We start from the raw sequence: 22708 nt of genomic DNA, 5'->3' as shown, positions 1-22708 counted from the left end.
GACGCCGACGCGCAGCCCGTCGCTGCTGAAGAGGCTCATCGTCCCGTCCCTCCGTAGACGACGGCCTGCGCCTCGTCGGTGCCGAGGTCGAAGGCGTCGTGCACCGCGCGGACGGCGAGGTCCACATCGGTGTCCCGGCACACCACGGAGATGCGGATCTCCGAGGTGCTGATTAGCTCCAGGTTGACACCGGCGTCGGCCAGCGCGCCGAAGAAGCGCGCGGACACACCCGGGTGCGAGCGCATGCCCGCCCCGACCAGCGACACCTTGCCGATGTGCTGGTCGAAGGTGACGTCGGTGTAGCCGATGGTGTTCCTGACCTTCTCCAGCGCGGCGAGGGCCGCCGGCCCGTCGCTCTTGGGCAGCGTGAAGGAGATGTCGGCGAGCTTGCTGGCCGCGGCCGACACGTTCTGCACGATCATGTCGACGTTGACCTCGGCCTCGGCGAGCACGCGGAACAGCTGCGCGGCCTCGCCCGGCCGGTCGGGCACCCCGAAGACGGTGATCTTGCCCTCGGAGCGGTCGTGCGCGACGCCGGTGATGATGGCCTGTTCCACCGTGAGGTCCTCCATCGAGCCGGTCACCGTGGTGCCGGGGAGCTGGGAGTAGGAGCTGCGGACGTGCACCGGGATGCCGTAGCGGCGGGCGTACTCGACGCAGCGGAGCATGAGCACCTTCGCCCCGGAGGCGGCGAGCTCGAGCATCTCCTCGTACGTCACCGTGTCCAGCCGCCGGGCGTTGGGCACGATCCGCGGGTCGGCGGTGAAGACGCCGTCGACGTCGGTGTAGATCTCGCAGACGTCGGCCCGCAGCGCCGCGGCGACGGCCACGGCGGTCGTGTCGGAGCCGCCGCGGCCGAGCGTGGTGACGTCCTTGGTGTCCTGGCTGACCCCCTGGAAGCCGGCGACGATGACGATCGAGCCCTCGTCGAGGGCGTCGCGCAGCCGGCCGGGCGTGACGTCGATGATCCGCGCCTTGCCGTGGCTGGACGTGGTGATCACCCCGGCCTGGGAGCCGGTGAACGACCGCGCCTCGTAGCCGTGGGTGTTGATCGCGATGGCCAGCAGGGCCATGGAGATGCGCTCGCCCGCGGTGAGGAGCATGTCCAGCTCGCGGCCGGCCGGGTTGTCGGTGATCTGCGCGGCCTGGTCGAGCAGCTCGTCGGTCGTGTCACCCATCGCGGAGACCACGACGACGACGTCGTCGCCGGCCCCCTTGGCCGCCACGATCCGCTCGGCGACGCGCTTGATGTGCGCTGCGGAGGCGACGGACGAGCCGCCGTACTTCTGGACGACGAGGGCCACGGGTCCACAGGCTACCGAGGTCCCGGGGCGCAGCCGTGCTTGCGTCCCCCTGAGCAGGGCGCTGTGATCACCGGGTGGACGACGTGGAGCGCTGGCTGCTGACGGCCGAGGAACGCGGCAACCCGGCGACGTCCCTGCCCGCTTGCACCGAGGGCAACCTCGTCGAAGCGCTCGTGCACGGCGGTCCGTACTTCGACCGGTTGGTCGAGTGCGTCGAGCGGCTGGACGCCGGGGACCACCTGTTCTTCACCGACTGGCGGGGCGACCCGGACGAGGAGCTGCGCCCGGGCGGCCCCACCGTGGCACAGCTGTTCACCGACGCGGTGCGGCGCGGGGTCTGCGTGCGCGGTCTGGTGTGGCGCTCGCACGTGGACTGGATGTCGTTCAGCGCGGCGGAGAACCGGGCGCTGGACGACGAGGTCGAGCACGGCGGCGGCGAGGTGATCCTCGACCAGCGGGTGCGCCGCGGGGGCAGCCACCACCAGAAGCTCGTCGTCCTGCGGCACGACCAGGACCCGACCCAGGACGTCGCCTTCGTCGGCGGGATCGACCTGTGCCACGGCAGGCGGGACGACGCCGAGCACAGGGGCGATCCGCAGCCGCTCGCGATGTCGGCGGCGTACGGGGAATCGCCACCGTGGCACGACGTGCAGCTGATGCTCCGCGGGCCGACCGTCGGCGTCCTGGACACCATCTTCCGCGAGCGCTGGGACGACCCGACCAACGCCGACTCGGGCAACCCGATCGCGTGGGTCCTCGACCGGCTGCGCGGCGCCCGGCTGGACCCCACCCCGCTGCCGCCGCAGCTGCCGCCCCCGTCGCCGTGCGGGCCGCACGTGGTGCAGAACCTGCGCACCTACCCGGCGATCCGGCCGCCGTACGACTTCGCGCCACGCGGCGAGCGGTCGGTGGCCCGCGGCTACTCCAAGGCGATCCAGCGAGCCCGCCGGCTGGTGTACCTGGAGGACCAGTACATGTGGTCCGGTGACGTCGCCCGGCTGTTCGCCGACGCGCTGTCCGCCAACCCGGAGCTGCACCTGGTCGTCGTGGTGCCGCGGGTGCCCGACCAGGACGGCGCGGTCGCCGAGCGGTCGCAGTACGTCGGGCGCTGGCAGGCGCTGGAGATGTGCAAGCGTGCCGGGCGCAACCGGGTGCACGTCTTCGACGTGGAGAACCACGAGGGGACGCCGGTCTACGTGCACGCCAAGGTCTGCGTGGTGGACGACGTGTGGGCCAGCATCGGCAGCGACAACTTCAACCGGCGCTCCTGGACCCACGACAGCGAGCTCTCCTCCGCCGTGCTGGACACCACGCGAGACCCGCGTGAGCCCCGCGACCCGGCCGGCACCGGTGACGGCGCCCGGACCTTTGCCCGCGACCTGCGGCTGGAGCTGGCCCGCGAGCACCTGGACCGCGCGGCCGACGGGAGCGAGGACGACGACCTGATCGACCCCGACGCCTTCGTGGCGGCGATGGATGACTCGGCTGCCGAGCTCGACGCCTGGTACGCCGGCGGCCGCCGGGGTCCGCGCCCGCGCGGCCGGCTGCGCGAGCACTCCCCGCCGCGGTTGTCGCTGCCCACCCGGCTGTGGGCGACCCCGGTCTACCGCCTGGTCGACGACCCCGACGGCCGTCCCTGGCGCATGCGCCTGGCCAAGGAGTTCTGAGCCCTCGCGGCTCCGCCACCGTGGACAGCAGTGGACACGGGCGGGGTGGGTCGTCCCGGTCCCTCAGCCCCTGCTTCGCCCTGTGAGCAGCGCCCGAGGATGCCGGAGGGGGTATCCCGCGTCTGGCTTCGGACGATCAGGACTCGTCCACAGGTGCGGCCGGTTCGGCCCGTGCACGCGCCTTCCACCGCACCATGGCCCGGTGGCGGACGGCTTCGACCTCAGCGGAGTGCTCCGGCGCATCCGGCGCACCGCCGACCTGTCACAACGGGAACTGGCCTCGGAAGCCGGGCTGAGCGTGTCGGCCGTGGCCCACGCCGAGGCAGGGACCCGGGACCTGCCGTCGCGCGCCCTGGCGCGGGCGGCAGGGCTGGCCGGGTTGCGTCTGGTCCTGCTCGACGCCGACGGACGGGAGGTGGCCGGCATGGACCCCGGCGGTGCACGGGACGCGACCCGACGCCGGTTACCCGCCCACCTGGACACCGAGCACACCGAGGCGGTGGCCGACCGGTGGGCGCACCGCCCGGACCGGCGGCAGCCGTGGTTCACCTTCGGCCTCGACCGCACCGCGCGGGACCGCCGGCGGGCACGGGCCGGGACGCCGGAGGACCACGACGTGCCTGTGCCGGGGAATTCGCCGGCCGAGCGGCGGGCCCGGCGGCAGGAGGCGGCGCGCCGGCGCGCGGCGGAGGAACGGGAACGCCGGCGCGCGGCCGCCGGGGAGCCGGCCGACGACGGCCTGACCTGCGCGTGTCCACCCGGGTGCGACGAGGTCGACGACGGCTCGGGACCGCCCAGGCATGCCGTGGACTGCCCGTGTGGCTGTGACCTCGCCTGACTCGCTGCTACCGTGGCCCTGTGCGCGGCAGCCTCCTGCTTACCCGCCGCGGCGAGGCCCTCTCCTAGGTCGGCCCCCTCGCCGCGGGGACCCGCCGTGACCGAGAGCGTCCTCGGCGCCTGCTGACCGCCCCACCGGAGCTGCGTCCAGCCCGCGCCCAGAGGAGCGAGAACCCGTGAGCAGGAACCTGAGCGAGAACCATCCGCACGTCCGGTACCCCCAGCAGCCGTCGGGGATGCCGATCTCCCGCTATGCCCCCTTCGAGCCGATCGTGCTGCCCGACCGCACGTGGCCGGAGGCGGTGACCACCCGGGCCCCGCGCTGGTGCGCCGTCGACCTGCGCGACGGCAACCAGGCACTGATCGACCCGATGACGCCTGATCGCAAGCGGCGGATGTTCGAGCTGCTGGCCCGGATGGGCTACAAGGAGATCGAGGTCGGCTTCCCGGCGGCCAGCCAGACCGACTTCGACTTCGTCCGCCAGCTCATCGAGGACGACCTGGTACCCGACGACGTCACCATCCAGGTGCTCACCCAGGCCCGTGACGAGCTCATCGAGCGCACCTTCGAGTCCCTGCGCGGCGCGAAGCAGGCGATCGTCCACCTGTACAACTCCACCTCCACCCTGCAGCGGCGGGTCGTGTTCGACTCCGACCGGGCCGGGATCGTCGACATCGCCGTCCACGGCGCGCAGGTGGTGCGCAAGCTGGCCGAGCAGATGACCGGCACGGAGGTCTTCTACGAGTACTCCCCCGAGTCCTTCACCGGCACCGAGCTCGACTTCGCCGTCGAGGTCTGCAACGCGGTCACCGACGTGTGGGAGCCCACCCCCGACCGGCCGACGATCATCAACCTGCCGGCGACGGTCGAGATGGCCGAGCCGACGGTCTACGCCGACCAGATCGAGTGGATGCACCGCAACCTGGGCCGCCGGGACGCCGTCGTCCTGTCGCTGCACCCGCACAACGACCGCGGCACCGCCGTCGCCGCCGCCGAGCTGGGCTACCGCGCCGGCGCCGACCGCATCGAGGGTTGCCTGTTCGGCAACGGCGAGCGCACCGGCAACGTCGACCTGGTCACCCTGGGCCTGAACCTGTTCAGCCAGGGCATCGACCCGCAGATCGACTTCTCCGGCATCGACGAGATCCGCCGCACCGTCGAGTACTGCAACCAGCTGGGCGTGCACGAGCGGCACCCCTACGGTGGCGACCTGGTCTACACCGCCTTCTCCGGCTCGCACCAGGACGCGATCAACAAGGGCCTCAAGGCGCTGGAGGTCGACGCGGCGGCCGCCGGCAAGCCGGTCTCGGAGATGCCGTGGGCGGTGCCGTACCTGCCCATCGACCCCAAGGACGTCGGCCGCACCTACGAGGCCGTCATCCGGGTGAACAGCCAGTCCGGCAAGGGCGGCGTCGCCTACATCATGAAGACCGAGAACCAGCTGGACCTGCCGCGCCGGCTGCAGATCGAGTTCAGCGCGGTCGTCCAGCGGCACACCGACGACGAGGGCGGCGAGGTGACCGCCCGGCAGATGTGGGCGGCGTTCTCCAGCGAGTACCTGCCCGACCCCGACGCCCCGTGGGGCCGCTTCTCCCTCAGCGGTCACCGGCACCGGGCGCACGGCGACCAGCTCGACGAGATGGTGGTCGAGCTGGTCGACGGCGGCGTCCCGATGACCGTCGAGGGCCGCGGCAACGGGCCGATCGCCGCGTTCGTCGACGCGCTGCGGTCGGTGGACGTCGACGTCCGGGTGCTCGACTACGCCGAGCACGCCATGTCCGCGGGCGGGGACGCGCGCGCCGCGGCCTACGTCGAGTGCGCCGTGGGCGACCGGGTGCTGTGGGGCGTGGGCATCGACCCGAACATCGTCACCGCCTCGCTGCGCGCGGTCGTCTCGGCGGTGAACCGGGCCCAGCGGTAGCAGCAGGAGTCCACCGCCGGAGGCCCCGCGATGTCACAGCTGACGCCCTACCTCACCGTGCGCGACGCCCGGGCGGCGACGGCCTGGTACGCCGACGCCCTCGGCGCCCGCCTGGTGGGTGAGCCGCACGTGATGGACGACGACCGCATCGGGCACGCCGAGCTCGACGTCGGCGGGGCGACGCTCTACCTCGCCGACGAGTACCCCGAGCTGGGGCTGGCCGCGCCGGACGCCGGCCGGGTCGGCGTCACGCTGCACCTCGCGGTGTCCGACGTCGAGGCTGCCGTCGACCGGGCCGCCGCAGCCGGCGCGACCGTGGAGCGGCCGCCGTCCGACGGCCCCGGCGGGCGCACCGGCGTCGTCGTCGACCCCTTCGGGCACCGCTGGATGCTGCAGACGCCGGATCGCGGACCGGCTGCTGCGCGACCGCCGGTCCGGCCCGGCGACACGGTCCACCTGACGCTGCAGGTGCCCGACGGCGCGCGTGCCCGCGACTTCTACGAAGCGGTGCTCGGCTGGTCGCTGGGCCCCGGGCGGGTCGACGACGGCTGGGAGGTGCCGGGCCAGACGCCGACGGTGGGCCTGCACGGCGGGCAGACCTCCGACCTCGGCGCCGTCCCCTTGTACGCGGTCGACGACATCGAGGTCGCCGTGGCCGCGGTCCGGACGGCGGGCGGGCGGGCCGACGAGGTCACCGGGCAGCACTCCGGCCGGATGGCGGAGTGCCGGGACGACCAGGGACTGCCCTTCCGGCTGGCTCAGCTGGGCTGAACGGGCCCGGGCTCCTCGGGCGGGGCGTCCTTGGGCTCGTCCCCCTGGTACCACACGTCCTGGTGGCCGGCCCCGCGGAACTCGTCGACCAGCAGCAGGTCGCGGCGGACGTGCCGGCGGCGGTAGGCCACCCGGCTGATCAGGTGCGCGCTGACCGGTGCGGTCAGCAGCTGGAAGGCGGCCACGAGCAGCAGCATCCAGGCGTTGGCCCAGCCGTCGAGCCGGATGGCGGCGCCCACCATCACGAGCAGGACGCCGAGCACCTGGGGCTTGGTGCCGGCGTGCATCCGGGACAGCACGTCCGGGAAGCGCACCAGCCCCAGCCCGGCGGTGAGGCACAGGGCGGCGCCGGCCAGCAGGCAGGCGAACGCGACGACGTCGGCCAGCGCCGTCACGGCTGCTCCCCCTGCGCCTCGGCCGCCAGCGGCAGGCCGAGGTCGCGGCCGTCCCCCGTGCGGGAGCGCAGCAGCATCCCGCCGATGTAGCGGGCGACCGAGACCGAGCCGACGAAGGCCAGCAGCGACACGACCACCAGCACCGGCACGACCGTCGGGGAGCGCTCCAGCGCGGCGTAGACCGCCAGGCCGGCGGAGATGATGACCAGCAGGGTGTCGGTGGCGACGACCCGGTCGAGCAGCGAGGGGCCGAGGGCCAGCCGCACGAGCGCCAGCAGCGCTCCTGCACCGATCAGCGCGTACAGCGCGAAGCCCACCACCGTCACGGCGCCAGCACCCCCTCATCCCGGTGCCCGTCGAGGGCGGCGAGGTCCGCGGCCGAGCCGAACGCCCGGACCAGGCGGCGTTCCACCACCAGGATGTGGGCCTTCTTCCGCTCCACGTCCTCGAGGTCGCGCGCGGGCAGCAGGTGGCAGGTCATCACCCGCAGCTCCCGGTCCAGGTCGAGCACCAGGGACCCGGGGACGAGCGAGGTCGCCTCGGCGACCATCGTCAGCAGCAGGTCGGAGTCCGCGCGCAGCTGCACCTGCACGATCGCCGTCCGCCGGACACCGCCGGGGCGCAGGGTCTGCCAGGCGACCTCGGCCCCGGACACGAACAGGTCCGCCGCGAAGTGGCCGAAGAAGACCAGCATCGGCAGCGGCCGCACCCGGGTGCCGCCGACCACGTGCGGCAGCGGCAGCAGCGTCAGCACGGCCAGCGCGACGAGCAGGCCGGAGAGCAGGTTCGCCCAGGACCAGGTGCCCCAGAGCAGCACCCACACCACCACCAGCCAGACGACGAGCGGGACCTGGTGGCGCAGCCGGGTCGCGGCGGGCTCGATCGTCATGGCACCTCTTCCGTCCCGAACACCGACGTGGTGTAGGGGGTGCGGTCGATCAGGTCGGTCGCTGCCCGGTCGGCCAGGCCGTAGAGCGGTCCGGCCAGTCCGGTGAGGGCCACGGTGAGCGCGACCAGCGCCGTGGTGGCGCCCACCATCGTCCGCGGCAGCGGGCGCAGCGCCCGGACCGCTCCGGCCGCGGGTGGCAGGTCGGGCTCGGCCGCCGTCGCCACCGCGGTGTGCCGGCGCCAGGCGTCCTGCAGCGCGGTGCGCGACCCGCCGTCCGCGGTTCCGCCACCGTCACCCGAGGCCGCGCCGTTCCCCTCCGGCCGGCGCCGCAGCGTGGCATCGGCGGCCGCGGCCGCGGCGGTGTCCTCGACCGGCGACTGGTTCGGGGACCGCCAGAAGGCGCGGGTCCAGATGCGGGCGACCGCCAGCAGCGTGAGCAGGCTGGTCACCACCCCTCCGGCGACCAGCGTGAACGCGACTGCGCTGCCCTCGGCGACCCCGGCCTGCAGCAGGCCGAGCTTGCCGATGAAGCCCGACAGCGGCGGGATCCCGGCCAGGTTCATCGCCGGGACGAAGAACAGCACCCCCAGCAGCGGCGAGCGCCGGGCCAGCCCGCCGAGCCGGTCCACCGCCGTCGTCCCGCCCTGGCGCTCGACCAGCCCCGCGACCAGGAACAGCGTCGTCTGGATGGCGATGTGGTGGGCCACGTAGAAGACGGCACCGGCCAGCCCCGCCGCCGTCCCCAGGGCGATGCCGAACACCATGTAGCCGATGTGGCTGACCAGGGTGAACGACAGCATCCGGCGCAGGTCCCGCTGCGCGACCGCGCCGAGGATGCCCACCAGCATCGTGGCCAGCGCCGCCCACATCAGCAGGTCGTCGAGCGCGCCCCCCGGGAACAGCAGCGTCTGGGTGCGGATGATCGCGTACACGCCGACCTTGGTGAGCAGGCCGGCGAAGACGGCGGTGACCGGGGCGGGTGCGGTCGGGTAGCTGTCGGGCAGCCACGCCGAGAGCGGGAACACCGCGGCCTTGATGCCGAAGGCGATGAGCAGCATCGACTGCAGCAGCACCTGGGTGCCCTCGGGCAGCTCCCCCAGCCGCACCGCCAGCTGAGCCATGTTCACCGTGCCGGTCGCGGCGTAGACCAGCCCGATCGCGGCGAGGAACAGCAGCGAGCTGGTCAGGCTGACCACGATGTAGGTGATGCCGCCGCGGATGCGCGCCGCCGTCCCGCCCAGGGTGAGCAGCACGTAGGAGGCCATCAGCAGGATCTCGAAGCCGACGTAGAGGTTGAACAGGTCGCCGGCGAGGAAGGCGTTGCTCACGCCCGCGACCAGCACCAGGAACGTCGGGTGGAAGATCGACAGCGGCGTCTCCTCCGACCCGTCGGCCGCACCCTGCCCGACGGCGAAGACGAGGACGCCGAGCGCCACGGTCGAGGCGACGACGAGCATCAGCGCCGACAGCCGGTCGACGACCAGCACGATGCCCAGCGGGACCGGCCAACCCCCGACGGAGACCGAGGTGGCGCCCTCGGCGTCGGCCACGAACATCAGGACCACCGAGATGGCGAGCACCGCCGTGAGCACGGTGGTGCTGAGGGCGCGCTGGAACGACGGGTGCCCGGAGACCAGCAGGGCGCCGGCCGCCCCGAGCAGCGGGAGCAGCACCGGCAGCGGGGCCAGGACCTCGATCACCGGGTGCCGCTCCCCGCCGGCAGGTCGACGTCGTCCGCCAGCTCCTCCAGGTCGCCGGCGAGGGAGTCGGCGTGGCCTGCGATGCGGTCCTCGGGGGCCAGCTCGTCCGGGTCGAGCTCGTCGGCGTCGGGAGCCTTCCGGGCGGCGACCCGGCGGTCCTCCTCGTCGGTGCCGACCGCCTCGTTGCGGGCGAGCCGCCAGGAGCGGTGGATGATCGCCAGCAGGAACGCGGCGACGCCGAAGGTGATGACGATCGCGGTCAGGACCAGCGCGTGGGGCAGCGGGTCGTTGAACTGCTCCGGGTCGGCGTAGCCGAGGATCGGCGCCAGGCCCGCGGGCCCGCCGGCCGACAGCACCAGCAGGTTGGTGGCGTTGCCCAGCAGCAGGAAGCCCAGCAGCACGCGGGTGAGGCTGCGGTCGAGCAGCAGGTAGACCCCCGCCGCGTAGATCCCGCCGATCATCAACGGCAGCACGATCGTGGGGGTCATCGCAGCACCACCTCCCCGGGGGACAGCTCGATCGGGTCCTCCTGGTCCTCCTGGCGGTCCAGCTCCGCACCCAGGCTGCGCAGCACGTCGAGGACCAGCCCGACGACGATCAGGTACACGCCGAAGTCGAAGAACAGCGAGGTCACCAGCTTGACGTCGCCGAGCACCGGCAGCGTGACCTGCAGGATCGCCGTCTGCAGCACCCCGGCACCCAGCAGCAGTCCCGCCACACCCGTGCCGCCGGCGAAGAGCAGCCCGCCGCCCAACAGCAGGCCCGGTGCGACCGGCGCGGCCTCGCCCAGTTCGTAGCGTCCACCGGCCAGGTAGCGCAGCACCAGCGCGAGGCCGGCGACCAGGCCGCCGGCGAACCCGCCACCGGGCTCGTTGTGCCCGGAGAACAGCAGGTACAGCGAGAAGACCATGATCGTGTGGAACAGCAGCCTGGTGATGACCTCGAGCACCACCGAGCGCCGGGCCGGGTCGAGCGTCGCGGTGGCGGCCAGCCAGCGGTCCCGCGGAGCCCGCCGGCCGCGCTCGCGCTGCTGCGTCAGGTCCGCGCGGGTCACGCGGTCGACCCCGCCGGTGCGGCCCCGGAGGAAGACCAGGCTGGCCACGCCGGTGGCGGCGACGACCACCAGGGAGATCTCGCCGAGGGTGTCCCAGGCGCGGATGTCGACCAGCGTCACGTTGACGACGTTCTTGCCGCCGCCGAAGTCGTAGGCCGGCCCCGGCCAGCCCGCCGACACCGGCGTCGCGGTGCGGGCGGACAGCGCCACCGCGCCCACGGCGGCCATGAACGCGCCCACCGCGACCGCGATGACCCCGCGGACGGCGCGCTCGCGCGGCCGGTGCCGCTCGGAGATGTCCTTGGGCAACTTGCGCAGCACCAGCACGAAGACCACGAGGGTCAGCGTCTCGACGAGGAACTGGGTGAGCGCGAGGTCCGGGGCACCCTGCAGCACGAAGACGACGGCGATGCCGTAGCCGGTGACACCGACGACCAGCACCGCCGAGAGCCGCTGGCGGATCCGCAGGGTGAGCGCGGCGGCGGTCACGACGACGACGCCCACCATCGCCTGCACCGGGGTGTCCCAGGCCCGCCACTCGCCCGGCCACGGGGCGCGGGTGAGCAGCAGCGTGCCGGGCAGGGCCAGCACCACGACCAGGATCGTGCCGAGGTAGGCCGGCAGGGAGCCGCGCTGCGTGGTGCCGGTGACCAGCACCGAGAGCCGGTCGATCCCCTGGACCACGTTCCAGTAGCCCTCGTCGGCCGAGGCGCCGACGGCGACCCGCCGCTGCAGGCGCGAGACCGGCCCGCGGACGGCGAACAGCGCGGCACCGCCGCCGACGGTCAGCGCCGACAGCGCCAGCGCGGGCTGCCAGCCGTGCCACAGCGCCAGGTGCTCGGCCTCGGGGGCCAGCAGCGGCAACGTCTCGGCGTAGGCGACGACCAGCGGGTCCAGCAGCGGACTGGCCGGCCCGAGGACCAGCCCGGTGAGCGCCAGGACGGCCGGGGCGGCCAGGAACAGCGGCTCCGGCGGGTGCTCGAGCTCGCTGTCCTCGACGCCGGGCTTGCGGGCGAAGGCACCCCACACGAAGCGCGCGGTGTAGGCGGCGGTGAGCACCGAGCCCGCGACCACGCCGGTGAGGACGACGAGCGCGGCGGTGCGGTCGGGCACCCCGCCGTCCAGCAGGGCGGTGAACGCCGCCTCCTTGCCGACGAACCCCAGCAGCGGCGGCAACCCGGCCATCGAGGCCGCGGCGGCGGCGCCGATGGCGGCGAGCAGCGGCAGCCGCCGGCCGAGGCCGGACAGCCGGCGCAGGTCGCGGGTGCCCGTCGCGTGGTCGACGACGCCGACGGTCAGGAAGAGCGTGGACTTGAACAGCCCGTGCGCCAGCGTCATGGCCAGTCCGGCGGCGGCCAGCTCCGAGCTGCCCGCACCCACGAGCGTCACGAGGAAGCCCAGCTGGCTGACCGTCCCGAAGGCCAGCAGCAGCTTGAGGTCCTTCTGGCGCAGGGCGCGGTACCCGCCGACCAGCATGGTCGCCACGCCCAGGCCCAGCACGACCGGCCGCCAGCCGGGGACGTCGGCGAAGCCCGGTGCCAGCCGGGCGACCAGGTAGACGCCGGCCTTCACCATCGCCGCGGCGTGCAGGTAGGCGCTGACCGGCGTCGGCGCCTCCATGGCCGCGGGCAGCCAGAAGTGGAACGGCACGAGGGCGGACTTGGTGATCGCCCCGGCGAGCACCAGGGCCACGCCGACGGTCACGCCGGTGCCGCCGCCGGGCTCGGCGACGATCTCCGACAGCAGGTAGGAGCCGCTGGCATGGCCGATGAGGATGAGGCCGACCAGCATGGCCAGCCCGCCGGCGGTGGTGAGGATGAGCGCCTGCGACGCCGCGCGCCGCGCGGCCACCCGCCGTCCCGAGCCCCCGATCAGGAGGAAGGAGAAGACGGTGGTCAGCTCCCAGAAGACGTAGAGCAGGAAGACGTCGTCGGCGAGGACGAGGCCGAGCATGGAACCGGCGAAGGCGGTGAGGTAGCCGGCGAAGCGTCCGGTGCCCTCCTCGTCCGGGGCGAAGTAGCGGGCGCAGTAGACCAGCACCAGCGCGCCGACGCCGGTGACCAGCGCGGCGAAGGTGAGCGCCAGGGCGTCGAGCCGCAGGGCGACGTCGAGCTGCAGGGCGGGGATCCACGGCACGGTCTCGCGCAGCTCCTCGCCCGCGAGCACCGGGCCCAGACGCGACAGCACCCAGCCGAAGCCGGCGGCGGGCACGAGCGCCAGGGCGAGGAAGGCCTGCCGCCCCCACCACCGCACGAGAACGGGCGCCAGCACGCCGGCGATCAGGTGGAGGAGCAGCAGTACGAGCACGTGTCTCCGGGAGTCGTGGGGCGGCTCGGGGACACCAGGACGTCGGTCGGACGACGGCCGGCGGTGGCCCCCAGCCTACCCGGCCACGATCAGGTCACCTGATCCCAGCGTGTCCTCCCCGACCGCCCACGGTGCGGGAGGACACGCTGCGGTGCGGGAGGAAGGCGGCTCAGCCCTCGGCGACCTCGGCGGCCTCCAGCCAGTCGGTCTCCACCTGTTCCTTCTCGGCGAGGACGGCACGCAGCCGCTCGTCGAGCGCCAGCACCTGCGCGTGGTCGGTCGCGGCCGCGGCGAGCCGGCCGTGCAGCTCCTCCTCCTCGGCCGTGAGCTTCTCCAGCCGCCGCTCCAGCCGCGCGGCCTCCTTGCGGGCGGCGCGCACGTCCCCGGACGAGCGGGCCGGGGTCGCGGTATCGGCCGCCGTCGCGGTGGACGACGAGGAGCCGGAGGGCAGCGCCGCCTCCCCCGCCGCCCGGCGGGCCAGGTACTCCTCCACCCCGCCGGGCAGGGCGGCCAGCGAGCCGTCGCCCATGAGCGCGACCACCGAGTCGCAGACCCGGTCCACGAAGTACCGGTCGTGACTGACCACCAGCACGGTGCCGGGAAAGCCGTCGAGCAGGTCCTCCAGCGCGGTCAGCGTGTCGATGTCGAGGTCGTTGGTCGGCTCGTCGAGCAGCAGCACGTTCGGCTCGGCCATGAGCAGCCGCAGCAGCTGCAGCCGGCGCCGCTCGCCACCGGAGAGGTCGCCGACCGGCGTCCACTGGCGGGAGGCCGGGAACCCGAACCGCTCGGCCAGCGACGACGCGGAGATCTCCTGGTCGCCCACCCTGGCCACTCGCTTGATCTCCTGCACCGCCTCCAGCACCCGCAGCCGGCCGGGCAGCTCGGTGACGTGCTGCGACAGGTACGCCGGCGCCACGGTCTGCCCGCGCACCACCCGGCCGCGGTCGGGCTCGGTCTCGCCGACCAGCAGCCGCAGCAGCGACGTCTTCCCCGCCCCGTTGACCCCGACGACGCCGATCCGGTCACCCGGGCCGACGTGCCAGGTCAGGTCCGCGAAGAGGGCGCGTGGTCCGTCGTCGGTCGGGACCGCGTAGTCGACGTCCTCCACGTCGTAGACGGTCTTGCCGAGGCGGCGGGCGGCGAAGCCCTTGAGCGCCATCGTGTCGCGCGGCGGCGGCTCGTCCTCGATCAGCGCCTGGGCCGCCTCGATGCGGAACCGGGGCTTGCTGGTGCGTGCGGGCGGCCCGCGGCGCAGCCAGGCCAGCTCCTTGCGGACCAGGTTGAGCCGGCGTTCCTCGGTGGCCGCCGCGATCCGGGCCCGCTCCGCCCGGGCGAGGGTGTAGGCCGCGTAGCCGCCCTCGTAGGCGTGCACCCGGCCCTCGGCCACCTCCCAGGTCCGGGTGCAGACCTCGTCGAGGAACCAGCGGTCGTGGGTGACGACGACCAGCGCGCCGACCCGGTCCTTGACGTAGTCGGCCAGCCAGGCGACGCCCTCGACGTCGAGGTGGTTGGTGGGCTCGTCGAGGACCAGCAGGTCCAGCGGGCGGACGAGCTGCGCGGCCAGCGCCACCCGGCGCCGCTCGCCGCCGGACATCGGCGCGACCGGGGCATCCAGCCCCAGCCGGTCGAGCTCCAGGCCGGTCAGCACGCTGCGCACGGCCGGGTCGGCGGCCCACTCGTGCTCGGCGGCGAACAGGCTCCCGGGCAGGACGACGTCGCGCACCGTCGCGCCGGGCGGCAGCGTGCCGGACTGGTCGAGGACGCCCAGCGCGAGGTCCCCGCGGCGGGTCACCCGGCCGGAGTCGGGTTCCTCGCGGCCGGTGAGGACGCCGAGCAGCGTGGACTTGCCGCTGCCGTTGCGCCCGACCACGCCGATGCGCTCGCCGGCGGCGATGCCGAGCGAGACGTCGTCGAGCAGGGCCGTGGTGCCGTGTGCCTTGTGCACCCGCTCGAGGTTGACCAGGTTGAGGGGTGCGCTCATCGCCCTCCAGTATCCGCGCGGCCGGTCCGGGCCGGGGAGGCGACCACCGCGCGCACGGACCCGTCCGGGCGACCGGCCGGGGGACGTGCCGGGCCTCCGGCCGGCGGAACCCGGGTGTGTCGTGCACGTCCCGGTGCGTCAGCGGCGCGCGAGGTCCGGGCACGGTGAGCGGCCCGGCCTGCGCGGCCCCGGCGGGCGGGTGCACCTGGTGCTCGGCGCGCGTGGCCGGCGCGACCGGTACGAGCGCCAGGGGTGGGCGGCCCGCGCCGCCGACTGCGTGTGGCTGACCAGCGAGGGCAGCCACGGCGAGGACCCGGCCGCGATCAGGGCCGAGCTCCGCGTCGGGCTGCTCGGCTCGCCGGCAGCGGTGTGCACGGTCCCCGACCGGCGGGAGGCGATCACCGCGGCGGTGCGTGCCGCCGGGCCGGCCGACGTCGTCCTGGTCGTGGGGCGCGGCCACGAGACCCGGCTGCTGGACGCCCTCGACCCCCGCGACGCGGTCCACCTGGACGACGCCGAGGCGGATCGACGCCGGGTAGCCGCCGTCGAGTGCGGCCTCCTGCCGTCCGACGGCGTGTCCGCGGGGGACACGCCGTCAGCCCGCGCCGGTGACCACCCGGACGAACGCCCGGGGGGGCGTCCTGCGAGGGGTGGTGGCCCGCGCCCGGCTGGACGACCAGCCGGGCAGCGGAGAACGGGTCGGCGTCCTCGACGGGACGGTGCGGGGCGAGACCACGCCCTGACCGCTCCCCGGCGGCGGCTTCCGCACCGCCCCCCGGATCGGCATGCTGGCTCCGACCGGTACCCGAGGAGGAGCCGCCGTGTCCGTCTTCCCGCCCCTGCCGCTGGCCGAGTGGGCCGACACCAAGGACACCGTGCACCGGTTCCTGCAGATCGTCGGCAAGCTGCGCCTGGCCAACGCCCCGCGGCGCAACCACTGGTGGCACATCCCCTTCCACCTCACCGGCCGGGGCCTCACCACCCGGCCGATGGGCTTCGACCCGGTCTTCGCCGTCGACCTCGACCTGGTCGACCACCGGCTGGAGGTGGCCGTCGCCGACGGACGGCGGGCCTCGTTCCCGCTGCCCGGGCTCAGCGTGGCGGCCTTCTACCGGCAGCTGCGCGCGACGCTGTCCGCGCTCGGCCTCCCGGCGACCGTCGACCTGCCCGTCCCGTTCGACCTGGCCGACCGCACGCCGTTCGCCGAGGACGAGCACCACGCGTCCTACGACCCGGCCATGGTGACGCGCTACTGGGTGGTGCTGGGGCAGGTGGCGCAGGTGCTCGAGGAGTTCGCCGGGCGCAGCTACGCCAAGACCAGCCCGGTGCACCACTTCTGGCACACCTTCGACCTCGCCGTCACCCGGTTCTCCGACCGCCGGGTGGAGCAGCCCGCCGGCGTGGACCCGGTCACCCGCGAGGCCTACTCGCACGAGGTCATCAGCGCCGGCTTCTGGTTCGGCGACGACCAGGTGCCCGAGCCGGCCTTCTACTCCTACACCGCTCCGGAGCCGCCGGGCCTGGTCGACGAGCCGCTGCGGCCGGCCGCGGCACGCTGGATCGACAGCCGCGGGGCGCACCTGGCGCTGCTGACCTACGAGGACGTCCGCAGCGCGGCCGACCCGCGCGCCGTCGTCCTGGACTTCCTGGAGAGCGCCTACGTCGCCGGCGCCCGGCGCGCCGGCTGGGACCTCGGCGCCCTGCGCTGCCCGACCGCGCCCGAGCCCCGATGACCACGACCGCCCACACCGTCCGGAGGCCCACGCCATGAGCAACCTCGACCGCCGCCCGCCCGCCCGTGAGCTGGGCGGGCTGGCGGGCACCCCCGCCGGCCCGGTGCTGGACCTGCTGCCGGGCAAGGAGGTGCTGCTCGGCGAGAGCACCCGCGTGCGGAGGCTGCTGCCCACCCTGGGCCGCCGGCTGGTCGGCGCCTGGGCGTTCGTCGACCACTACGGCCCCGACGACATCACCTCCACCCCCGGCATGCAGGTGCCGCCGCACCCGCACACCGGACTGCAGACGGTGTCCTGGCTGTTCGAGGGCGAGGTGCACCACCGCGACTCGGTCGGCAGCGACGCCCGCATCCACCCCGGGGAGCTGGCCCTGATGACCGCAGGGCACGGCATCGCGCACTCCGAGCAGTCCCCGGCGGTGCACCCGCGGTACCTGCACGGCGCCCAGCTGTGGGTGGCGCTGCCCGAGGCCGCCCGCGACACCGCGCCGGCCTTCGCCCACCACACCGCCCTGCCCGGCTTCACCTCCGACGGGCTGACCGCGACCGTGCTCATGGGCGGCCTCGGCGGAGCCACCTCGCCGGGCACCGCGCACACCCCGCTGGTCGGCGCCGACCTCGACCTGGTCGCGGGCGCCGACGTCGAGCTGCCGCTGGAGCCGGACTTCGAGTACGCCCTGCTGGCCTCGTCCGGGGCGGCCGAGGTGGAGGAGGCGCCGCTGGAGGTCGGCGCGATGCTGTACCTCGGCACCGGACGCCGCTCGGTGCGGCTGCGCGCCGCCGAGCCGACCCGGCTGCTGCTGCTCGGCGGGGAGCCGTTCGAGGAGCGGATCGTCATGTGGTGGAACTTCGTCGGCCGCTCCGGCGAGGAGATCGCCGAGTACGCCGAGCGGTGGAACGCCGAGGACGAGCGCTTCGGCACCGTCGTCGGCTACGACGGCGCCCGGCTCGACGCGCCGCCGCTGCCCCCGGTGCTGCTCAAGGCCCGCGGTCGGGAACGGTGAGGACCACGGGCGGCACGGCGGGGCGGGCCCTCCCTCCGACGGGGTAGAGGAACGGCCAGGTCTCTGTGGAAACCGGGCGGCCGGTGCGATGACAGGAGCATGAGAGCGCTGGCCCAGGACGAGGAGCGCGTCGCCTTCTGGCGGCGGCACACGATCAGCGGCATCGTGCTGTGCGAGGTGATCCCGGCGATCATCGCCGTGCGCACCCTGACGACCGACCCGCCCCGTGCCGGACTCGTGCTCGCGCTGGCCGCGGCGGTGGCCGGATCGGCTCCGCTGCTGGCGCTGGTCCCGGTCGCCCGGCTGGTCCGCCACCCGCGGGGCCGGCTGTTCTTCGACGCCTGGGAGGCCCTGGGCATCGCCCTGGTGATCGCGTTCTGCCTGCTCGACGAGGCGGCCGACAGCCCGTACGTGCTGTTCCTCTTCGTCCTGCTGGCGCACGCCGCGCTGGCCTATCCACCGGTCGGTGTCGCGCTGGCCGGCGGCACCATCCTGGTCGGCTACCTGGGCATGGGCCTCGGCGTCGGCGGTGCATCGGCCGACGACGTCCTGGTCGGTGCACTCGCCCTGGCGGTCGCCACGGCGACCTGTGCCTTCGCGTCGGCGAACCACCAGCGGGCCTACCAGCGCACCGCCGCCTACGCCCGGCAGGTCGCCCTGCTCGCCGAACGCGACGGGCTCACCGGTGCGTTGAACCACCGCACCTTCCACGAGCGGCTGCGCACCGAGGCGGCCCGCACCACGGCCGACCGGCCGCTCAGCCTGCTGCTCGTCGACGTCGACGAGTTCAAGACCGTCAACGACACCCTGGGGCACCTGGCCGGTGACGCGGTGCTCCGCCTGGTCGCCGAGTCGCTGCAGCACCTGACCCGCGGCGAGGACGTCGTCGGACGCCTGGGCGGCGACGAGTTCGTCCTCCTGCTGCCGGACACCGAGCTGCCGGAGGCGACCGGGATCGCCGACCGGCTCGTGGCCCACGTGCGCACCGCCGCCGCTCCCTACGCGGCCACGGTGAGCGTCGGCGCGGCAACGGTCACGTGGGGCGACCCGGTCGGGCTCCAGGCGGCGGCGGACGCCGCGGTGTACCGCGCGAAGCACAGCGGCCGGAACCGCGTCTGCGTCCCCCCGGCGGCCCCGGACGGCGCTCGGTCGGCACCCCTGACGCCGTCCGGACGCTGACCCCCGGCCCCGGCCCCGGCGACGGACGGCAGAGCACAAGACGGAGCGGGACGACGTTCCTGCCGGCATGAGCGCCGCCGTGGACCCCCGCATGCTCGCCTTCGTCGCCACGCAGCACGCAGGTGTGCTGGCCACCCTCAAGCGGAACGGCCGCCCTCAGCTGTCCAACCTCTTCTACGCGTGGGACGACGACTCGCAGCTGGCCCGCATCTCGGTCACCGCCGACCGCGCCAAGACCCGCAACCTGCAGGCCGATCCGCGGGCGACGCTGCACGTGACCTCGCCGGACTTCTGGACCTGGGTCGCCGTCGAGGGCACCGCCGAGCTCAGCCCGGTCGCGACCGACCCGCACGACGCCACCGTCGAGGAGCTCGTGGCCTGCTACCGCACCCTCAGCGGCGAGCACGACGACTGGGACGCCTACCGCGCGGCCATGGTCGCCGACCGCCGGCTCGTCGTCCGGCTGCGGCCCGAGCACACCTACGGCCAGGTGCGCAGCTGAAAGAGGCCCCCCTGCCCCCCACCACTCGCACGCTCGCGGCGGGACCCTGCAGGGGGGCCACCCTCGTTCAGCTACCCGCGGGCGGCTGCATCACCGACAGCGGGGCGCCCCACGGGTCCTCCACCACGGCGAAGCGGCCGAACTCGGTGTCCATCGGGGCCATCGTCACCTTGCCGCCGCCGGACTCGACCGTGGCCACCGCGTCGTCGGTGGAGTCGACCGCGAAGCACACCGTCCAGCCCTTCGGCGAGCCCGGCTGGTGGCCGCCCAGGCCACCCAGGGGGCGGTCGCCGCTCGCGAAGGTGGTGTAGCCCTCCGCGCCGGGGACCTCGGCCCAGGTGAACCCGAAGACCGCCGTGTAGAACTCCCGCGCGGCGGCCGGGTCGTCGACCGCGGCCTCGCTCCACACCAGCGAGCCGTGCTCGTCGAAGACGCGGCAGCCGGTGTGCTCCCCGGACTGCCACAGGCCGAAGGCGTTGCCCTGCGGGTCGGCGGCGATGACCATCGTGCCCATCGGCCCGACCTCCATGGGCTCCACGACGACGGTGCCGCCGGCCTCGCGGATGCGGGCGGCCGTGGCCGCGGCGTCGTCGGTCGCGAAGTACGTCGTCCAGCCCGGGGAGTCGCCCGGGTTCATCAACGGGCCGAGGCCGGCGGCGTACTCGCCGTTGCGCATGGCGTTGAGGTACCCGCCGTACTCCTCGGGGTCACCGCCCTCGAACTCCCAGCCGAACAGACGGCCGTAGAAGTCCTTGGCGGCGTCGATCTCCGAGGCGCCGTAGTCGATCCAGCACGGGGTGCCGGCCGGCCACGGGGTGTTCCGAGTGGGCATCGCTCCTCCTCGTCGAGTGGGGAGGGCCACCCTGGCACCGGGGTCCGACAGTTCCCAGGGTCAGAGACTCTCAGGGGGTCAGAAACGACCGCCTCCGGAGCGGCCCCGGCTGCGCGAGCCACCGAAGCTGCCCGAGCGCCGCCCGCCGCCGCGGGACCGGCCACCGCCGCCGGACCCACCGCCGACGCCGCCTCCGTAGCTCCCGCCGTAACCGCCGGCGCCGCGGCCGCCGCCGAAGAGGATCCCGCCGAGCACCAGGCTGCCCAGGTCCACACCGCCCCGGCCTCCGCCGTAGCCCCCGCCGAACCCGCCGGGCCCGTACCCACCGCCGTAGCCGCCGCCGTACCCACCGGGACCGTAGCCGCCGCCCCAGCCGGCCACGTCGGACTGCGCGTGCTGCAGCGCCTGCTGGGCCAGCGCGTCGGCCAGCTGGGCCTCCCGCAGCGCGCCGACCGGATCGGTACGGCCCTGCGCCACCGCGAGGTCCAGGTGCCGCTGCGCCTCGGCCAGCCGGGTGCGGGCCTCGGGGCCGACGGCGCCGCGGCGGGTGCTGATGAAGTCGTCGGCCGCCGCGATGCCCGACCGGGCGGTGAGCAGCGCCGGATCCAGCGACGCCGCGGCCCGACGCGCCCGCTGGTCGGCGTCCCGGGCCAGGCCCAGGGCCTGCTCGAGCGCGATGTCGGCCTCCTCCAGCCGGCGGAGCGCCGTCATCGGGTCGGGCCGGCCGCCGTCGGCCGGGTGCAGCGCGGTGTCGGCCGCGGCCAGCGCCGCCTCGGCCCGGGCCACCTGCGGGCGCAGGCCCCCGCCGGTGCCGCCGGCGAGCAGCGCGCGGGCCTCGGCGAGGTCCTCCTCGGTCTCGGCCCGCACCTGCGCGACCCGGGCCTCGGCGGCCTGCAGGTCGGTGCCCAGCCGGGCGACGGCGTCCAGCAGCGTGCCGGACTGGGCCAGGGCGTCCTCGGCGACCCGGATGTCCCCGACGGCGGCGCCCGCCCGCCCGGCGGCGATCTCGTCGCGGGCCTCGGCGATCTCCTGCTCGGCCGCGTCCAGCCGCGCCCGGGCCTGCGCCAGGTTGTCGGCGACCGGCGCCAGCGCGGCGGCGGCGTACCGGCGCTGCAGGGCGGCGAAGCGCTCCTCGTCGGCGGGCAGCCGGCCGCGCAGCGCGGTGGCGCGGGACGCCAGCGCATCGAGGGCCTGCGGCGCGGTGCCCTCCAGGTCGCGCAGCCGGTCGAAGGCCTCGGCCTGCTCGTCGAGGCGGGCGTCGGCCGCGGCGGTCAGCTGGAGCATCTCGGCGAGCACCCGCCGCCTCGCCTGCTCGGCCGTGCCGGCTTCCCGCCCGCCCGACTCGTCGTCGAGCTGCTGGCGCAGCGCGAAGGCCCGGGTCAGCTCCTGCTCCGAGGCCGTCAGCGCCTCGGCGAAACCGGCGACCGCCTCCTGGCCGTACTGCAGGCGGGCGTAGTCGAGGTCGAGCCGGGAGGTCTTGACCGCCTCGTCGAGCTCCAGGAGCGCCGTGCTGGCCTGCGCCTCCAGCTGCTCGGTCGGCACGCCGGCGTGCGGATCCGGTCGCTCCAGCCGCTGGGCAGGCGGTGGCCCCTGCCGGCGCCGGCGCGACCGCGTGACGAGGTAGGCGCCGCCCGCGACCGCCGCGATGCCGCCCACCACCGCGACCGTGCCCAGCCCGCTGCCGCCGCCGTCGCTGCCCAGGCCCGCGGCGAAGGCGACGGCGGCCCCGTCGAAGTCCCCGGCGGCGAGCTCCGGCTCGACGTCGGAGGCGATCAGTTGCTGGATCTCCTGGTCGGAGAGCCGGAAGTCCGCGGGCGGGTTGTACGTGTAGAGGCGGTCCTCGACGGCGACGGCGAACAGGACGTCGTTGCCGCCCAAGCCGGACAGCTCGGCGGTCCGGGTCGCCCACTCGTCCGGATCGAGGCCGTCGAAGGTGTCGACGTAGACGACGAACAGCTGCAGCTGCTCCTCGGCCTGCAGCTCGGCGACCGCGGCCTCGACCGCCGACTCGTCCCCGACGAGCACGCCGGCGCGGTCGGTGACCTGCTGCGGCACGTCGAACGGGGGTTCGGCCAGCGCCGGGCCCCCGCCGAGGAGGACCACGGCGGCCAGCGGAGCGAGGACGGCGAGCAGCCGGCGCACGGGGGACCTCCGGGAGTCTCGGGTGCGGCGACCCTACCCGGGCCGGGCGGTCTGAGCCGTCCGCTCGCGGGTAGGGAGCGGGCCCGAGACCGTGGAGGACGCATGACCGAGCCCGACCGGATCCCCGCCGCCGACCTGCCGCCGGGAGCGGTCCGCCGCGTCGGCGACTGGGCCGTCGGCAACCGGGACGGCCGGTACTTCGCCGTCTCCCGGCGTTGCCGCCACCAGCTCGCCGACCTCTCCGAGGGCAGGGTGGACGCCGACGGCTGCCTGGTCTGCCCGTGGCACCAGAGCCGCTACGACGTCCGGACCGGTGAGATGGTCGAGGGTCCGCACGGCTTCCTCGGCTACCACGGCCCGACTCCCGGCTACACGCAGTTCGTCCGCGCCTACGCTCGCGTCCTGCGGCTGCGAGTCCGTCGGGCGCTGCGCCGGGGGGACGACGTCGTCCTGGAGTGAGCAGAAGGACCCCGTCCTCCCCATCCCTCGC

Annotated in this window: 20 protein-coding genes and 1 pseudogene; 11 read left to right on the top strand and 10 right to left on the bottom strand. The window is 74.8% G+C overall.

The window, feature by feature from the left end; all coding sequences use genetic code 11:
* Window positions 1-35: 35 nt before the first annotated feature.
* Entirely contained in the window at window positions 36-1304 is a 1269-nt protein-coding gene (locus BUB17_RS19835; RefSeq protein ID WP_072920408.1) for an aspartate kinase, read from the bottom strand.
* Window positions 1305-1378: 74 nt separating this feature from the next.
* Between BUB17_RS19835 and BUB17_RS19830 the strand changes: the two genes are divergently transcribed.
* The 4 genes from BUB17_RS19830 (at window position 1379) to BUB17_RS19815 (ending at window position 6501) form a co-directional block, all read left to right on the top strand.
* On the top strand, window positions 1379-2971 hold the full coding sequence (locus BUB17_RS19830; RefSeq protein ID WP_072920407.1) for a phospholipase D family protein: 1593 nt from the start codon (window positions 1379-1381) through the stop codon (window positions 2969-2971).
* Window positions 2972-3173: 202 nt separating this feature from the next.
* A complete protein-coding gene (locus tag BUB17_RS27000) occupies window positions 3174-3809 on the top strand; it encodes a helix-turn-helix domain-containing protein (RefSeq protein WP_072920406.1) in 636 nt (211 codons plus the stop codon).
* A gap of 175 nt (window positions 3810-3984) precedes the next feature.
* Window positions 3985-5730, top strand: a complete 1746-nt coding sequence (gene leuA / locus BUB17_RS19820) for a 2-isopropylmalate synthase (RefSeq protein WP_244277389.1) — start codon at window positions 3985-3987, stop codon at window positions 5728-5730.
* Between the two features lie 30 nt (window positions 5731-5760).
* Window positions 5761-6501 carry a VOC family protein gene (locus BUB17_RS19815; protein ID WP_072920405.1) on the top strand — a complete coding sequence of 247 codons (741 nt, stop codon included), beginning with the start codon at window positions 5761-5763 and terminating at the stop codon, window positions 6499-6501.
* Here BUB17_RS19815 and mnhG read toward each other — a convergent pair.
* The 7 genes from mnhG to BUB17_RS19780 all read right to left on the bottom strand — a co-directional run bounded on the left by mnhG (window position 6489) and on the right by BUB17_RS19780 (window position 14827).
* Entirely contained in the window at window positions 6489-6896 is a 408-nt protein-coding gene (gene mnhG / locus BUB17_RS19810; RefSeq protein ID WP_072920404.1) for a monovalent cation/H(+) antiporter subunit G, read from the bottom strand. The two genes, BUB17_RS19815 and mnhG, sit on opposite strands and share 13 nt — an antisense overlap.
* Window positions 6893-7222 (bottom strand): monovalent cation/H+ antiporter complex subunit F, encoded by a 330-nt coding sequence (locus tag BUB17_RS19805; protein WP_072920403.1) that lies wholly within the window; start codon window positions 7220-7222, stop codon window positions 6893-6895. The genes mnhG and BUB17_RS19805 overlap by 4 nt, the downstream gene beginning before the upstream one ends.
* Window positions 7219-7785: a Na+/H+ antiporter subunit E gene (locus BUB17_RS19800; protein WP_072920402.1), complete on the bottom strand. Its 567-nt coding sequence runs from the start codon at window positions 7783-7785 to the stop codon at window positions 7219-7221. The genes BUB17_RS19805 and BUB17_RS19800 overlap by 4 nt, the downstream gene beginning before the upstream one ends.
* Window positions 7782-9485, bottom strand: coding sequence for a Na+/H+ antiporter subunit D (locus tag BUB17_RS19795; RefSeq protein ID WP_072920401.1), 1704 nt, complete (start codon window positions 9483-9485; stop codon window positions 7782-7784). The genes BUB17_RS19800 and BUB17_RS19795 overlap by 4 nt, the downstream gene beginning before the upstream one ends.
* Window positions 9482-9973 carry a Na(+)/H(+) antiporter subunit C gene (locus tag BUB17_RS19790; protein ID WP_072920400.1) on the bottom strand — a complete coding sequence of 164 codons (492 nt, stop codon included), beginning with the start codon at window positions 9971-9973 and terminating at the stop codon, window positions 9482-9484. The genes BUB17_RS19795 and BUB17_RS19790 overlap by 4 nt, the downstream gene beginning before the upstream one ends.
* Window positions 9970-12846: a Na+/H+ antiporter subunit A gene (locus tag BUB17_RS19785; RefSeq protein ID WP_072920399.1), complete on the bottom strand. Its 2877-nt coding sequence runs from the start codon at window positions 12844-12846 to the stop codon at window positions 9970-9972. Before BUB17_RS19785 ends, BUB17_RS19790 begins: the two co-directional genes overlap by 4 nt.
* A 169-nt stretch (window positions 12847-13015) precedes the next feature.
* A complete protein-coding gene (locus tag BUB17_RS19780; protein ID WP_072920398.1) occupies window positions 13016-14827 on the bottom strand; it encodes an ABC-F family ATP-binding cassette domain-containing protein in 1812 nt (603 codons plus the stop codon).
* On the opposite strand from BUB17_RS19780, the pseudogene BUB17_RS28615 reads away from it, so the two are divergent.
* The 6 genes and pseudogenes from BUB17_RS28615 to BUB17_RS19755 form a co-directional block, all read left to right on the top strand.
* Window positions 14721-15272 (top strand): annotated as a pseudogene (locus BUB17_RS28615) (glutamate ligase domain-containing protein); the annotation flags it as partial. The gene BUB17_RS19780 and the pseudogene BUB17_RS28615 overlap by 107 nt on opposite strands.
* Window positions 15273-15435: 163 nt before the next feature.
* Window positions 15436-15570, top strand: a complete 135-nt coding sequence (locus BUB17_RS28320; RefSeq protein ID WP_280173895.1) for a hypothetical protein — start codon at window positions 15436-15438, stop codon at window positions 15568-15570.
* A 78-nt stretch (window positions 15571-15648) separates the two neighbouring features.
* Window positions 15649-16560 (top strand): DUF5996 family protein, encoded by a 912-nt coding sequence (locus tag BUB17_RS19770; protein WP_072920397.1) that lies wholly within the window; start codon window positions 15649-15651, stop codon window positions 16558-16560.
* Window positions 16561-16594: 34 nt separating this feature from the next.
* On the top strand, window positions 16595-17563 hold the full coding sequence (locus BUB17_RS19765) for a pirin family protein (protein WP_072920396.1): 969 nt from the start codon (window positions 16595-16597) through the stop codon (window positions 17561-17563).
* A gap of 99 nt (window positions 17564-17662) precedes the next feature.
* Window positions 17663-18742: a GGDEF domain-containing protein gene (locus BUB17_RS19760; RefSeq protein WP_072920395.1), complete on the top strand. Its 1080-nt coding sequence runs from the start codon at window positions 17663-17665 to the stop codon at window positions 18740-18742.
* A 67-nt stretch (window positions 18743-18809) separates the two neighbouring features.
* Window positions 18810-19244 (top strand): PPOX class F420-dependent oxidoreductase, encoded by a 435-nt coding sequence (locus tag BUB17_RS19755; protein WP_072920394.1) that lies wholly within the window; start codon window positions 18810-18812, stop codon window positions 19242-19244.
* A 67-nt stretch (window positions 19245-19311) separates the two neighbouring features.
* On the opposite strand, the gene BUB17_RS19750 is transcribed toward BUB17_RS19755, so the two are convergent.
* Both BUB17_RS19750 and BUB17_RS19745 read right to left on the bottom strand, forming a co-directional pair.
* Window positions 19312-20076: a VOC family protein gene (locus tag BUB17_RS19750; RefSeq protein WP_072920393.1), complete on the bottom strand. Its 765-nt coding sequence runs from the start codon at window positions 20074-20076 to the stop codon at window positions 19312-19314.
* Between the two features lie 78 nt (window positions 20077-20154).
* Window positions 20155-22218 (bottom strand): TPM domain-containing protein, encoded by a 2064-nt coding sequence (locus tag BUB17_RS19745; RefSeq protein WP_072920392.1) that lies wholly within the window; start codon window positions 22216-22218, stop codon window positions 20155-20157.
* 102 nt (window positions 22219-22320) lie between these two features.
* On the opposite strand from BUB17_RS19745, the gene BUB17_RS19740 reads away from it, so the two are divergent.
* Window positions 22321-22677 carry a Rieske (2Fe-2S) protein gene (locus BUB17_RS19740; RefSeq protein WP_072920391.1) on the top strand — a complete coding sequence of 119 codons (357 nt, stop codon included), beginning with the start codon at window positions 22321-22323 and terminating at the stop codon, window positions 22675-22677.
* The last annotated feature ends 31 nt before the right edge of the window (window positions 22678-22708 follow it).

The organism is Geodermatophilus obscurus (genome assembly GCF_900143215.1).
Lineage (GTDB): Bacteria > Actinomycetota > Actinomycetes > Mycobacteriales > Geodermatophilaceae > Geodermatophilus > Geodermatophilus obscurus_A.
The sequence above is the reverse complement of the archived record's forward strand: the minus strand, read 5'-3'. Positions and strand labels throughout refer to the sequence as shown.